Raw genomic sequence first — 14,855 nt, 5'->3', positions numbered from 1 at the left:
CGGCTGCGGTAAAATGCCGGGATGAATACGCCTGATTTTATCCACCTCCGCCTGCACTCTGAATATTCAATCGTCGATGGCCTGGTGCGCCTTGATGATGTGGTTGCAGCCGCCGCCAAAGACGGCCAGGCCGCGCTGGCCATCACTGATCTGGCCAATTTGTTTGGTATGGTCAAGTTCTATAAAGGCGCACGCGACAAGGGCATCAAGCCGATTATCGGTTGCGATGTCTGGATCAGCAATGATGCAGATAAAGACAAACCTTCGCGTTTGCTGCTGTTCGTGCGCAATCACAACGGTTATCTGCAGTTGTGCGAATTACTCTCACAAGCCTGGCTTACCAATCAGCAGCGCGGGCGCGCCGAATTGCGTCCCGAATGGCTGGCCGCGCTCAACAGCGATGCGCGCGGCAATGGCTTGCTGGCGGTTTCAGGCAGCCAATATGGCGATATCGGCATGGCCTTCGAGGCGGGCAATCCGGCTTTGGCGGAGCGCTGCGCACAGCACTGGATGGAAGTGTTTCCTGATGCGTTTTACATCGAAGTGCAGCGCGCCGGCTTCCCGAATGGCGAAGCGCTGTTGCGCCAATCGGTGGCGCTGGCGGCCAAACTCGGCTTGCCGGTGGTGGCGACCCATCCTATCCAATTTCAGCGCGATGATGAATTTATCGCACACGAAGCGCGCACTTGCATTGCCGAAGGCGAAACCCTGGCCAATCCGAAACGGCAGCGCCGCTTTAATGAAAATCAAAGCTTCAAAACCCGCGCCCAGATGTGCGAATTGTTCGCCGATATGCCCTTGGCGCTGCAAAACACAGTCGAGCTGGCCAAACGCTGCAATCTGACCCTGGTGCTGGGCAAGCCGCAATTGCCGAATTTCCCCACGCCGCCGGGCATGACGATTGATGAATTCCTGGTTTCGGAAGCCAAGGCCGGCCTGGAAAAGCGTTTGCTGCATTTATTCCCCGATCCGGCCAAACGCGAGCAGATGCGGCCTAAATATGAAGAGCGGCTGGAATTTGAAACCTCGATCATCAATAAGATGAAGTTTCCCGGCTACTTCCTGATTGTGGCTGAATTTATCCAGTGGGCGAAAAACAATGGCGTGCCGGTGGGGCCGGGGCGCGGTTCCGGGGCCGGTTCGCTGGTGGCCTACTGCCTGCTCATCACCGATCTCGACCCGCTTGAATACAATCTGCTGTTTGAGCGCTTTTTGAATCCAGAACGCGTCTCGATGCCTGACTTTGATATCGATTTCTGTCAGGAAGGGCGTGATAAGGTGATTCAGCACGTCAAGGATTTATACGGACGTGAGGCGGTGTCGCAAATCGCCACCTTCGGCACCATGGCGGCCAAGGGCGCGATTCGCGACGTGGGCCGCGTGATGGATTTCAGCTACACCTTTTGCGATGGCGTTTCCAAGCTGATTCCATTCAAACCGGGCAAACAGGTATCGATTGCGGATGCGATTGAAGAAGAACCTTTGCTCAAAGAACGCGCCGAGAAGGAAGAAGAAGTCAAACAATTGCTGGATTTGGCGCAGCAGGTGGAAGGCATTGCGCGGAATATCGGCATGCACGCCGGCGGCGTGTTGATCGCGCCCGGCAAATTGACAGATTTTTGTCCGCTCTACACCCAGGGCGGCGATTCCGGCGTGGTCTCGCAGTACGATAAGGACGATGTGGAAGCGGTCGGTCTGGTCAAGTTTGACTTTTTGGGTTTGACCACGCTGACGATTTTGGATTGGGCGGTGCGCTATATCCGCGCGCTCGATCCGCAAGACGCTGAATTTGCGCTGGAAACGCTGCCCTTGGATGACCGCGCCAGCTACAAGCTCTTGACTGAAGCCAAAACCGTGGCCGTGTTCCAGCTGGAAAGTCGCGGCATGCAAGGCATGCTGAAAGAAGCGCGGCCCGACCGTTTTGAAGACATTATCGCGCTGGTGGCCTTGTACCGCCCCGGCCCGATGGATCTGATTCCCGACTTTTGCGCGCGTAAGCACGGCGAAGCGTTTGATTATCCCGATCCGCGCACCGAAAAGATTTTGTCAGAAACCTACGGCATCATGGTGTATCAGGAGCAGGTGATGCAGATGGCGCAGGTGGTCGGCGGCTACACCCTGGGCGGCGCGGATATGTTGCGGCGCGCGATGGGTAAGAAAAAGCCGGAGGAAATGGCCAAACACCGCCAGATTTTCCGCGACGGCGCGGCCAAAGATGGCTTGACCGAGCAAAAAGCCGACGAAATTTTCGATTTGATGGAAAAATTCGCCGGCTACGGTTTTAATAAATCGCATGCCGCCGCGTATGCCCTGCTGGCCTATCACACCGCATATTTGAAGGCGCATCACACTGCCGCGTTTATGGCGGCGAATATGTCGCTCGCCATGGATGACACCGATAAGGTGAAAATCCTGGTGGAAGACGCGATAGATGTTTGCAGTTTGACGGTGTTGCCGCCGGATGTGAACATTTCCGACTATCGTTTCACACCAGCGGGCGAGCCGCGCAGCAAAACCGGTAAGCCTGTGACGCAGATCCGCTATGGTCTGGGGGCGATTAAAGGCAGTGGCCAGAATGCGATTGAAGCGATTTTGGCGGCGCGCCGCGAAGGCGGCCCGTTCACCAGCCTGTTTGATTTCTGTAAGCGGGTCGATAAGCGCCAGATCAACCGCCGCACCATCGAAGCCTTCATCCGCGCCGGCGCGTTTGATTGCTTTGGCGTGGATCGCGGCATTTTGATGGCCAGTGTGCAATTTGCGATTGACTACGCCGAGCAGGAGCTGGCCTCGAAAAATCAGGTCAGCCTGTTTGGCGATGAAAACAGCGACCTGACCCCGCCGCCGGATTATGTGAAAGTCACGCCGTGGTCAGATAAGCAGCGTTTATCAGAAGAAAAATCCGCCCTGGGTTATTACCTGTCGGGCCATTTGTTCGACGCCTATGCGCGCGAGGCGCGCCGCTTTGTGCGCACCAAGCTGGCTGATTTATCGCCTTCACGCGATGCGCGCCTGATGGCTGGCGTGATTTGCGGCATCCGGCCCCAGATGACTCAGCGCGGCAAGTTGTGGATTGTGGCGATTGATGACAAAACCGCTGTGGTTGAGGTGACCGTATTTGGCGAGGTGTACGACGAACATCGTGAAATGTTCAAAGAAGACGAGTTTCTGCTGGTTTCCGGCAAGGTTTCTGAAGACCGTTTCACCGGCGGCGTGCGCGTCAGTGCGGAAAAAGTCTGGAATCTCGCCGCTGCACGCATCAGTTATGGCAAGAAATACAGCTTTTCCCTGCCAAAGAAGGTGGAAAGCGCGAAGTTGCGCGATGTATTAACGCCTTTTGTTAAAGCCGGCGGTCTTCAGGTCGGCATCCGTTACCGCACGAGCGGCGCCGAGTGTGAAATCACCCTGGGCGATGAGTGGCGCGTGGCGCCGGGCGATGAACTCAGTTTGGCGCTGCAAAATCAATTGGGTGTGCTGGGGGCGGCGGTGGAGTATTGAGGATTTGCCAGCAACCCCGAGGCTGTGCCCAGGGTTGCTGGCGGATCAGAATCAATGCGACTTGTGCGCAATGCTCAGGTTGTGCATTAATTTGTCGGTATAGGCGATGCCGATGGCCGACAAAATAAACGATACATGGATGATGGTTTGCCACATCACGCCGGCCTCAGTGAATTTGGCGCCTGGCATGCCAATATTGCCTGCTTCGATAAAGGTCTTGAGCAAGTGCACCGAAGAAATGCCGATGATTGCCAGTGCTAACTTAACTTTCAAGACTGTGGCGTTGACATGGCTTAGCCATTCCGGCTGATCCGGGTGCCCATTCAAGCGCAAGCGCGAAACAAAAGTTTCATATCCGCCAACGATGACCATCACCAGCAGATTGGAAATCATCACCACGTCAATCAAACCCAGAACAATCAGCATAATGGCTTGTTCGGTGAGCGCATTGATGTCCGTCACCAAGTGCGCCAATTCCTTTAAAAATAGGAAAACATAAGCACATTGCGCAACAATCAAACCCAGATACAGCGGTAATTGCAGCCAGCGTGAACTGAAGATCAGTTTGGGCAGCAGATTCGTTTTTTGTGCTAGCTTGTCTTCTTGCATGAGGGCTCCTTGAGGATTGTTGGGCGGCGATGCGCCTGAATTTGCGCTGATATGGGGGCAAGATGCGGTATTGCAAGCCCTTCGCAGCATGTAATGAGGGGAGATGTTGCGCGACCCTCCCCGATTTTTTCGGAGGATGGTGACATACTTTTATTTCAGTTATCTGAAAATGTATGGCAGGGAAATTGATGTGTGCCGGTTTTTCGTTGTAATGGCAGCAGCCTTGCAGTTTGATCAAAGCTGCTGAAAATTCTGCGTGAAAAGGTTTTTATAGCGGGTTTTTCTCGAAATGTGCAAGCAATTGCGATAGTGGGCTTAAATCTTCCGGCGCCTGTATTTGCCTTTGCTCATACTCATCTTCAAGCGGTGTGCGACCGATCAGTAAATCTTGCAAATATAGACCCAGTTCCTCACTTTCCTCATCGCTGACATCATCTTGATACAGTCGATGACGCAGTCTGCTGATTTCAGCAGAGGTGGCGCGAAGCAGGGCAATCAAGGGGGCGGTATTTAATTGACTGAGTGTAATCATAATCAGCTTTCTTTTGCGACAAGTTTGGCGTGTAGTGCGACTGCTTTCAGGGTTTGAATGAATAGGGCCAATGGCATATCGTCCTTTGGTCCCAGGGTGTAATGGGTGGCGCCTGTCCCTCTGGAATAATGGTCGCGCGTCACCATCAGTGCGCCAGGTATTGGGGTTCCGGCAGGAATGAGGTAATTTCTCCATTTTGGGCCAAGCCATGTGATGGTGATGTCGAATAGCGAAATGCCGCGAAAGTGGCCAGAAAGACATCTGCAGCCCAGGACTACAGATTGCCCATCCCGTTCAATAACTTTTACATCGGGCGGACGCTCATTTTGTAATGACACCATTTTCATCTCGCTTAATGTATCCGGGGTGTGGGTACATGATGAAAACATCTTTTTTGAAATCTTGATCACTTTGTGCCCGCCACAGATCTACCGGAGTCGTTACATCAAAATACGCATCAGACATGCCTGCGGCGGCATACATTTGTTTCAATGTATCACTCATACGCTTCCTTTTAATTTGAAAGCGAGAGATTTGCTGGTGGGAAATGTTGGGCTTGATAGTGAAAAAGCCCGCAATCTTGCGATTGCGGGCTTTTTGAAGCTTGGTGCCGAGAGCCGGAATCGAACCGGCACGCCTTGCGGCGCGGGATTTTGAGTCCCGTGCGTCTACCTATTCCGCCACCTCGGCAACGGAAGACAGAATTATGCCAAGCTTTTTTGAAGTCTGCAAGTGAAATCCGGATTTCCGGATTTTTCTATCTGATTTCATCGTGCTTCAACTGCAGCCAAGTGATTGGAATTGCCATCAGCACGCATGGCCCGTTTTTCAATAAAACGCAAATAGGGGTAAAGCAGCAGCGCCAGCCACACCAGGCTCAGACTGTTCGCCAGCCAAAAGCCCTGCACCCCGGAAATCGCCGGCGATAATGAGAGATCGAGTAAGTTCAGGCCAAGTATGCAGCCGACCAGCAAACCCATGCCCCACAAGGCGAAAGCATTCGCCAGCATCGGCCAAAACACCACATTCCAGGCCCGCAGCACAAAGGCGATGATGCATTGGGTGGCGTCGAAAATCTGATAGGCGGCCAGGAATAAGAATAGCGGCAGGGCGCGTTGCACCACTTGCGGGTCATGGGTGTACAGGCCCAGCAGACTGTCGCGCAGCAGCCAGCAAGCGAGGCCGAAGATAAAGGCTCCGCCTATGCCCAGTTGCAAGCCGTGGCGGGTAATCGCCAGTGCTTGCGGCAGCATGCCGGCCCCGCGCGCTTGCGCCACCAGCGTGGAGGTGGCGTGCGCGACGGAAAGCGGCCACATAAATATAATTGCGCCGATATTGGCCATGATCTGGTGCGCCCCCACGGCGGATTCGCCCAAGCGTGAGATAAAGATCGCCATGAAGGTGAAAGAGCTGACTTCAATGAAATACGAGGCGCCGATTGGCAAGCCCAGCGCCAGCAGGCTGCGCAGGGTGGGCCAATGCGGTTTTTCCCAGGCGCGGCCAAACAGGCGATAGCTGCGATAGGCGCGCTTTTGTTTTAACAGCCACCATGCCAGCGCCAGATTGACCCAGGCCACGATCATGGTCGCCAGCGCGCAGCCTGGGCCGCCCAGCGCCGGCAGTCCGGCCATGCCATAGATAAAGCCGGCGTTCAGCACGATTTTCAACAGCAGGCCAAAGACTTGCAACACCATCACCATGCGCGGTTGTGCGCTGCCATTATTGATTGCGCTGTACACCACGAACGCCAGGGTGGCCGGCAAAGCCGGGGCTAAGGTGCGCAGATATTGCAAGACTTTGGCCTGCATTTCCGGCCCTGCCTTGGCCAGCGCCAGCAGGGGATAGGGGAAGCACAGGGCAATTGCGCCCAGCAAGGCAAGCGCGAGCGCAAGCCAGATGCCCTGGTGCGCCAGATGGCCGATTTTTTCCCCTTCACGCGCGCCGAAAGCATGCGCGATTTGCGGCGTGAGCGCCTGCAAAATGCCGGATAAGCCAAGGAAGATGCTGATGTAGATGGAGGAGCCAACCGCCAGCGCGGCCAGATCGGCTGCGCTGTAGCGCGCCGTCATCATGGTGTCAGCCACGCCGTAGGCGATCACGGCGATTTGCCCGATCAGTGTGGGCCAGGTCAGATGCAAGATGCGTTGATGCTGGCTTGCAGTTTTTTCCTTGTCTTGATGCATTGTGAAACCTCGAAATCCTGGTCGCAAGAGCGGCGCTTGCTGCTTACTCAATCATGTGGTGTGGCGCCGTGAGTTCATTTCAGCGGCGCTGGCAGCCTGGCGGGGCCGGTCAAGCGTGGCGGCAAATGCAGAGCAAAGATAAATTGCATCGGCTTTACAGGATCAATCGCAGGCTATTGAGCAATAAGACGCTGCAAGATGGTTCGCGCTGCCGGTTTCCCTGACGATTGTTGCTCAGTCCGGCAGGCAGCCGGTATGCGAGACGGGCCTACATCGGCTTGCGGCGGTACAGGCGGAAGCGCTCATCGCGGTCAGCGGGGCGCCGCCCTTCCCACATCAATTGCCAGGAAGGCGTGCGCCATTGCGAGGCCAATTCGCGCTCATCGCGCAGGCGCACGCTATCGCGCAGCAGCAGCCATTCGCACTCAGAGCCGCCAAAGGCGGAGAAGCGCACGCCGCCCAGGTAGGCGAAGGAAGCGCGCTGCGCCGGGCTGACATTGCTTTCGACGCAGGCGCCGGGCGGCAGTTTGGCGGCGATTTGCTGCGCCACGCCGGCATAGCTCAAGCGGTAATTACTCCATTGCAAGAACAAGCTCATCAACAACAGCCAGCACAAAATCACGCCAGCGGAAGACAGCACCACCGCGCGCCACAGCACGGTGGGGCGGCGCAGCAGGCGCCAGCGCACCAGGCCAATCCAGGCCAGCGTGGCGGCGAGTGCGGCGCTAAAGGCGAGCGGATCGAACTGCACTTGCATGCCGGGGGCCAGCTTGAGCATATTTTTTGATAATTGCGCCGGCCAGCCGGTTTGCAGCGCCAGCCAGTGCAGCCAGATCAAGCCGGCGGTCATCGACAGGATAATCATGGCGAACCAATCGACCGCATTCAATGCGCCGCGCTTGAGGGCGGGCAGGCCGAAGGCGGCCAGAATCGCCGCTGGCGGCAAGAGCGGCAGCAATTGGCTTTCCGCCAGTTCGGGATTGCACAGGGCCAGCACGGCCAGCGGCAGCATCAGGGCCAGCGGCAAGGCGATGTGCAGGGCGCGGTGTTGGCGGCGCCAGGCATATACGGCCCAGCCGGCCAGCGCCCAGGCCGGCCAGAAAAACCAGATGCCGTAGCGCAGAAAATAATGCAGGCTGGCGCCGCTGGGCGTGGCCAACTGGGTGTTGTGCCAGCCCAGCCAGGCATACAGCGGGGTTGAGCCATACGGGCGCAGCAGATGCGCCGGCAACAGCCACAGCGCCAGCACGGCGGCCATGGTGCATAAGGTCAGCGCCATATGGCGCAGGCACAATGGGGTGCTGCGCAGCCAGAGCAGGCAGATCAACAGGGCCGCCCACAGCGTCAGAGGAACCAGCAAGCCGCGCGTGAGCGCCAGCGCGCCCAGGGTCAGGCCGAGGCGCACCGCATGGCGCCAGTGCGGTTCGTCGGCGTAGCGGATGCTGACATAGGTCAGCAAGCCCATCAGCGCGGTCAGCAGCGGGTGCGAGCTGGTTTGGTGGCTGTTCAGCAGCAGGCCGAAGCAGGCCAGATAAATCAAGAGTGCGGCGTCGGCCAGGGTGCGGCCAAAGTCCTTGGCTTCCGGCTGGCCGCCGAAGGCGAGTTTGAGCGGTTGCGCTTCGGGCCGGCGGCCCAAGTGGTAAGCGCTGTACCAGACCGAGGCGGCGCCGAGCAAAAAGGCGGCGGCGGTGGATAAGCGCGCCGCCAGCACATCGCCCAGCAAGGGGGCGCTGAGTTTGATCATCAGCGCGCCAAGCCAGAACGCCAGCGGGCCTTCCTGCGGCATCGGCAGCCCGGCCACATTCGGCCACAGCCAATCCTGCCAGCTGCCATGCGCCATGCTCCACATCACGCCAAAGCCTGACGCATCTGCGTTTTTCCATGGGTCGCGCCCGATCAGGCCGGGGATGATGTACAGCAGGCAGAGTAAAAATAAAACCCGGCGCGGCAATGCCAGTGTTGCGGAAGCGGGCAGGCGCACAGGTTTCATGGGTGTTCAGTGTTGTGTTGCGATGTGCGGCAATGAAAAAGGCAGCGCAAGGCTGCCTTTTTCAGTTTGCCGAAGCAAATCAGCCGGCGGCGACTTGGGTCTTGGAGCCAACCGAACCGAACTTCTGGCGGAATTTTTCCACGCGACCAGCGGTATCGACGATCTTGTGTTTGCCGGTGTAGAACGGGTGGGATTGCGAAGAAACTTCGATCTTCACCAGCGGGTAGGTCTTGCCTTCAAATTCGGTGGTTTCACGGGTGTTGATCGTGGAACGGGTGATGAATTTGAAATCGCAGGACAGATCGTGGAACACGACTTCGCGGTAATCCGGATGGATATCAGCTTTCATTTATGCCTCAAAATAAGTTTGGTAGCCAATCAACACTTCGTCGGTCAGTGCTGCATCTCGACCCGATTGCCAATCACTTGCCAGGTTGGGAAAAATCAACCTGCGATTATACGATGTTTTTCAGATCGACGCACAAGCCCGAAGCCCGAAAACAATCAGGGCTGGCCGCAAATGCAGGTTGGCGCCGCAGCCCAGCCCGGCGCCGGCGGCTACGCAAAGGAATTCAAGTCTCCGCGCTTACCGCGCCACGCGCAAAGTGGCGTTATTTTCCACAATCTTGCTGTCCAGCGCGTTCAGGAAGGCCAGCAAATCGGTGATTTCGGATGGCGTCAGCTGCATCGGGTCACGCTCATTGTGGCCGATGCTGGCCGGGGTCGCTTTTTGATAATGCGCCGCGACTCTTTCCAGATTCGCCATTTGTCCCGCGTGCATATACGGCGCGCGTTTGCCGACGCCGCGCAGACTGGGGGTTTTGAAAGCCGCCAGCCAAGCCGGATTGTCATTCGATAAAAAGCGCAATTCACCGCATAAATCCGCTTTCGCATCAGAAAACGGCCCCAGGCAGTTAAATGGATCAGAGGTCAATTTTTCCAGTGCGCTGGAGCGCCCCGCCGCCAGTTCCTGAATCGAGGCCGGCGGCACGCCGGTATTGTGGAAGCTGTAATCAGTCAGCAGCGGGCCATTGTGGCAGGTGATGCACTGGGCTTTGCCGATGAACAGGCGCATGCCGTTTTTTTCCGATGTGCTCAGCACCTTCCATTCGTCGCGCCGGTTGAGCAACAGCGCTTCGATATAGTGATCGACCCGGCCCGGCGTGTATTGCAGGGTTTTTTCCCAGGCCGCAATCGCTTTGCCGATATTCGCGAAGGCTTGCGAAATTTCATGCCGGTTCTGGCGCGGCAGGCTTTGCCAGGCGTCTTGCTGCTCCGGCGTGCCTTGCGGCCCGGCTTGCTGCGGCAAGCCTTCGGTCTTGGGCAGGGCGCCGAATACTTTTTCATAATCAGCTTTGTAATGCGCCGTCATCAGATGCAGCAAGCCGGTGCGGGTCATGCCGTGTTCTTTCGGATTTTCCAGCGGCTCCAGCGCTTGCGACCACAAGCTGTCTTTGCGGCCATCCCAGAAAAAGAAAGGGTGGTAGCCGACCGAACCTAAGCTCATGGTGCGGCGATTGCCTTGCGCCAGTCCCTGGCCCAGCGCTTTGCCGTCCTGGAAATCCTTGGCCGGATCGTGACAGCTGGCGCAGGACACCGCGCCATTGGTGGATAAGCGCACATCGTGAAACAGGCGCTTACCCAGCGCAATCGCTTCCGGTTTCAACTCATATTTATTGGAGGGATCGAGCGGCGGCGGGCCGAGTTTGCTCAGCAGCAGTGAAGACAGCACTTTACGCTCGTCATCGCTCCAGGCGTCCGGGCCGCTGCTTTCGCTGCTCCAGGCCGGCAGTTTGTCCAAAATCGACAGCGCAGGCGTCACCAGGAAGCCGAACGCAGCCAGGGAAATCAGGGCGGTTGAGAGGCGGATTTTCATTTGCCCCCCGGCATATTCATTCCGCTATGCTGGCCGGCCTGGGCCGGAGCGGCGCCGGGCGCCGGCGGCAAATCAATCAAAATCTGGAAATTGACGCGGTCTTTTTGTTTTTCGCTTTCGATATGCAAGGTCAGCTCCCACCAGCCGGGCATATTAAAGCGCATGCCTTCGAGTAAATAAATGCCATGCCCCCGGTTTTGCGTGACTTGCGGGCGGGTCGGCAGGCCATGATTATGTTGCGGCATGCCGCCGTCAATGCGGAAGGTGGCTTTTTCCACCGGTTTGCCCTCGGCATTGCTCAAGCGCACCTGCCAGCTGTGCATGCGGTTGATCGCCACCCCTTCCGGCGGCGGGATCAGTGTCACCATATACACTTGGCGGCTGCTGGCGCGGGTAAGCGGTTGCAGGCGCGCTTCCAGCGCGTGCGCGGCGTGCGCGCTCAGGCACAAGAACAACAGGAACAGGCGCACACAGGCGCGCAGGCTGATAGGGGTTTGCATAGATGAAATGGAATGTCGGCCAGAAGCCGTATTATCCGCAAGAATGCGGGGCAAATGTCAAATTTATCTGTTGCATAGCAACATCTTGCGCCGTGCTGCAAGACACGGCTGCGCATTACTGCAATGCTTCAGGTATCTGCACTTGCTGTTGCGGTGCGGTTTGCGGCAAATCAATGATAAAGCGTGTTCCTTTGCCCGGCTCGCTTTCAACCTGGATTTTGCCATTCAGCAGGGTGGTCACGATGTTATAAATGATGGACAGCCCGAGGCCGCTGCCGCCGGCGTCGCGTTTGGTGGTGAAGAAGGGGTCGAAAATCCGGCTCATATGCTCCGGCGCAATACCATCGCCATCATCCGCGAAAATAATCCGCACGGCGCCGACCATGATCTGGCGCGCGCTCAAACTCATGCAGCCGCCGCTTTTGCCATGGAAGGCGTGCAGCAGGGCGTTGTTGATGAAATTGGTGATGATCTGGCCATAGGGGCCGGGGTAGCCATCCATCACAATATCTTTCGGAATATCGAGATCGATCACATGGCCGGCGGCGCGGATCTGATTCATCATGGTGGCCACGATTTCATGCGTGGCCTGCAGCAAATCGTACATGCGCCGGTGCGCCGTGGTGCGATCCACCGCCACCTGTTTGAAGCTGGCCACCAGATCGGAGGCGGCAGACAGTCCGCGTATCAAGAGCAGCGCCACTTCCTGGGTTTCTTCCAGATAATCAGACAAATCCTGTTGCTGCAGCGATTGGTGATGCAAATGGCGCTGCACGGCGTCGGTTTTTTCCTGCAGCGAGCTGGCTAACATCAGGCTGTTGCCGATCGGCGTATTCAATTCATGCGCCACGCCAGCCACCAGGCTGCCGAGCGCGGCCATTTTTTCATGGCCGATTAATTGCGCCTGGGTTTGCTGCAATTGCCGATAGGCGTGCGCATTGTCGAGCGCAATCGCGCCGAAGGCGCACAGGGTGCGGAAAATCAGGCGCTCGCGCTCATCCCACAAATGTTGCGCCGGGCTTTGAATCGCCATCACGCCAATCACAATCTCGCCGACATACAGCGGCGCGAACAGGGCATGCGGCAGATCCGCATCGGTGCGCAGCAATTCGGTTTTTTCCAGCGCCGCGCGGATATGCCAATGCGCCGCGCCGCTCAGCTTGTGCGGGCCATCTTCTTCGCCGGGGCTGGTGGCCGGGCCATACACCCGCGCCATGGTTTGCTGTTCCGGGTCGAACAGGTAGATGCTGAATTCGACCGGCTGCAGCAGGCTGACAATATGCCGGTTCAAGGCTTCATACACCACCGTGGCGTCGAGCTGGGCGGTGATTTCCTGGCCCACAGCGCATAAATGTTCGAGTGTCAGGCTGGTTTGCTGCAACACTTCCGCGCGGCTGGCGTCGATTTCGGCCAGCTGGCGCAAATGCTCGGCCTGCGCCGCCTGGCGTTCGGCCTCATGTTTGACTTGCATCGCCACCATCAATTCGGCCTGCGTTTCACGCAGGGTTTGCAGGGTCGCTTCCAGATGGCGGTAAGCGCTGGCGTTATCAAAGGCAATCGCGCCATACGCGCACAGGGCGCGGAAAATCAAACGCTCGCGTTCGCCATAAGCATGGCGGCGGCGCGATTGAATCGTCATCACCCCCAGCACCTGATCGCCAATCGCCAGCGGCGCATACAGCCGGCTCAAGGTCGGCGTCCGTTCGCCGCCCAGCTGGCTTTGGTCAATCAGAATTTCACGCCGGTCGCGCACGCAGCGCACCACATCCGCACTTTGTTCGGTGAGTTCGATGCGATAAGTCGGCAAGGGCTGGCCGTCATCCACGCCAAAGGTCAGATTCAGGGCAAAGCCGTCGGGGTCAAGCAGGTACACCGCAAACAGCGAAACATCGAGCAAGCCATGCAAATGTTTGTTGAGGGTTTCAAACACGGCATACAAATCCAGGTGGGCGGTGATTTCCTGCCCGATGGCGTCGAGTTGCGCCAGGGTGGTGCTGGTTTGTTGCAATGCTTCGGCGCGGCGCGCTTCGGCGGCCGCCATTTGCCGGTGCTTCTCACCCTCGGCGCGCTCGCGCTCGGTTTCATGCCGCACTTGCAGCGCGATGGCATGGTTGATGGCTTCCTGGCTGTGGGTTTTGTCGCGCGCATCGCGTGCTTTGCGCGCGTAGGCGAACGCTTCCTTGTCCTGTCCTGCCGCGCTGTAGGCGTCGGCCAATTCGTCAAGCAATTGATCCGGTGCGTTATACCCTTCAATCGGGTTGGAGAGTTGAATCGCTTGCTGCAAATAATGCAGGGGCGGATTGGCCGCATCAATATTGGCCGGCAGTTGCGGGTAGCATTGATGCACTTTGGCCAGCACCCGCAAGGCGTCGATTTGCAGCGCCAGCATCTGGTCTTTATGCGCAATCTCATAAGCGCTGTGGGCGGCGCGCAAAGCGGCTTGCGCCTCTCCCATGCGGCACAAGGCATGCGCCTGACCGCGCCGCGCGGCGGATTGGAAATCGGTTTGATGCAGGGCGTCGGCGCGCTCTTCCAATTGCTGAAAGGTTTCCAGCGCTTCCGCATCGTCCTGGCGGTCAAGCGCCAAATCGCCCAGATTGCGCAAGGCCAGGGTGTAGCTGCGCGAATCTGACAAGGGGGCCAGGGTGGCGCGCGCCTTGGCCAGCAGCTCGTGCGCGGTGTCGAGCCGGCCCAGCAGGCGCAGGGTGTCGGCGGTGTGAATCAAGGCTAAACCGAGTGAACCCGGCCAGCCGGTCGGCAGCGCCAGATCCAGGCCGCGCTGTTTCCAGTCGAGCGCGGCGAAATGGTCGTTCAGGTGGGCGAAACTGGCCCCGATATTGGTGGCGGCGCAAATCGCGCGTTGAATCTGGCCCGAGGCCAGCGCTGCTTCATAAGCGTGGGTGCGGTAGGCTGCGGACAGGCCGAAATCATTTTCCTGAAACGCCAGCGCGCCGAAATAATCATGCAGCCAGTGCGCCACCCCCGGCGGTTTATGCGGCAGATCGTCAGGAGAAAAACGGCTGCCCCATTGCGCTTGATCTGCGCGTTTGCAGCGCCACACAGACAAGCGCGCCAGGGCGGCTTCGGCAATATCGAGCCGCACCAGATCTTGCGCATTGCGCGCGTGGCTGGCGGCGGCTTCCAGTCCGGCGTCGCGCGCCAGGCTGTGGCCACGGTCGCCGGCGATCCAGGCCAGCAGCCAGTGCGCATCGGCGGCGCCGGCTTCATCGCCCATGCTGATGCATTCTTTGAGCGCGGCCACGGCCAGTGCTTCCGCCGTGTCCAGCTGGGCGTACAGCCAGCGCACTTCGGCCCGCACCAGATTCAGGCGCGCTTGCGCCTGCCGTCTTTTTTGCGGCGCCAGACTTTTGTGCAGCAACAGGGTTTCGGCTTCCTCCGCCAGTTGCAAGGCGCGGCGCGCATCGCGTTGGCGCAGCGCCCAGGCGAGCGGCAACATGACCGTCAGGCGGGCAGTCTCATGCAATTGGGGTAACTCGGCTTCCAGCCGCGCTACCTCCTCGTCTGACCAAAACATGTCCATTGCAGGAACCCGGGCGATTCTGGCGGGAGCCTTTTGCACGACTCCCGGCTGTTTTCAAACAGTGGCGCAAGCCACCGGGCGCGCACCTGCTTGCGGGTGCTTCAGGAAATATAGCATTACTGTCCCGTG

At 58.1% G+C, this 14,855-nt stretch carries 11 protein-coding genes and 1 tRNA gene; 1 reads left to right on the top strand and 11 read right to left on the bottom strand.

Annotated features, from left to right (window positions below; all coding sequences use genetic code 11):
• Positions 1-21: 21 nt before the first annotated feature.
• Positions 22-3,495: a DNA polymerase III subunit alpha gene (gene dnaE, locus V8J88_RS17710; protein ID WP_338845555.1), complete on the top strand. Its 3,474-nt coding sequence runs from the start codon at positions 22-24 to the stop codon at positions 3,493-3,495.
• A gap of 51 nt (positions 3,496-3,546) precedes the next feature.
• On the opposite strand, the gene V8J88_RS17705 is transcribed toward dnaE, so the two are convergent.
• From V8J88_RS17705 to V8J88_RS17655, 11 genes are all read right to left on the bottom strand, one after another.
• Positions 3,547-4,104 carry a TIGR00645 family protein gene (locus tag V8J88_RS17705; protein ID WP_338845554.1) on the bottom strand — a complete coding sequence of 186 codons (558 nt, stop codon included), beginning with the start codon at positions 4,102-4,104 and terminating at the stop codon, positions 3,547-3,549.
• A gap of 268 nt (positions 4,105-4,372) precedes the next feature.
• Entirely contained in the window at positions 4,373-4,636 is a 264-nt protein-coding gene (locus V8J88_RS17700; RefSeq protein WP_338845553.1) for a hypothetical protein, read from the bottom strand.
• A gap of 2 nt (positions 4,637-4,638) precedes the next feature.
• The gene (locus V8J88_RS17695; RefSeq protein ID WP_338845552.1) at positions 4,639-4,983 is read right to left on the bottom strand and encodes a hypothetical protein; all 345 of its coding nucleotides are present in this window, start codon (positions 4,981-4,983) and stop codon (positions 4,639-4,641) included.
• On the bottom strand, positions 4,958-5,140 hold the full coding sequence (locus V8J88_RS17690) for a hypothetical protein (RefSeq protein ID WP_338845551.1): 183 nt from the start codon (positions 5,138-5,140) through the stop codon (positions 4,958-4,960). Before V8J88_RS17690 ends, V8J88_RS17695 begins: the two co-directional genes overlap by 26 nt.
• Before the next feature lie 101 nt (positions 5,141-5,241).
• A tRNA-Leu gene (locus tag V8J88_RS17685) sits at positions 5,242-5,326 on the bottom strand.
• 77 nt (positions 5,327-5,403) lie between these two features.
• Positions 5,404-6,819, bottom strand: a complete 1,416-nt coding sequence (locus tag V8J88_RS17680) for an MATE family efflux transporter (protein ID WP_338845550.1) — start codon at positions 6,817-6,819, stop codon at positions 5,404-5,406.
• 268 nt (positions 6,820-7,087) lie between these two features.
• On the bottom strand, positions 7,088-8,809 hold the full coding sequence (locus V8J88_RS17675) for a glycosyltransferase (RefSeq protein WP_338845549.1): 1,722 nt from the start codon (positions 8,807-8,809) through the stop codon (positions 7,088-7,090).
• A gap of 79 nt (positions 8,810-8,888) precedes the next feature.
• Positions 8,889-9,158: a type B 50S ribosomal protein L31 gene (locus V8J88_RS17670; protein WP_338845548.1), complete on the bottom strand. Its 270-nt coding sequence runs from the start codon at positions 9,156-9,158 to the stop codon at positions 8,889-8,891.
• A 237-nt stretch (positions 9,159-9,395) separates the two neighbouring features.
• Entirely contained in the window at positions 9,396-10,685 is a 1,290-nt protein-coding gene (locus V8J88_RS17665; RefSeq protein ID WP_338845547.1) for a cytochrome c peroxidase, read from the bottom strand.
• Positions 10,682-11,185, bottom strand: coding sequence for a FixH family protein (locus V8J88_RS17660; RefSeq protein ID WP_338845546.1), 504 nt, complete (start codon positions 11,183-11,185; stop codon positions 10,682-10,684). The genes V8J88_RS17665 and V8J88_RS17660 overlap by 4 nt, the downstream gene beginning before the upstream one ends.
• A 115-nt stretch (positions 11,186-11,300) precedes the next feature.
• Complete coding sequence (locus V8J88_RS17655; protein ID WP_338845545.1) at positions 11,301-14,720, bottom strand: ATP-binding protein; 3,420 nt, start codon at positions 14,718-14,720, stop codon at positions 11,301-11,303.
• Positions 14,721-14,855: the final 135 nt, after the last annotated feature.

The sequence above is a fragment of the Massilia sp. W12 genome (genome assembly GCF_037300705.1).
Taxonomy (GTDB): domain Bacteria; phylum Pseudomonadota; class Gammaproteobacteria; order Burkholderiales; family Burkholderiaceae_D; genus JACPVY01.
The sequence above is the reverse complement of the archived record's forward strand: the minus strand, read 5'-3'. Positions and strand labels throughout refer to the sequence as shown.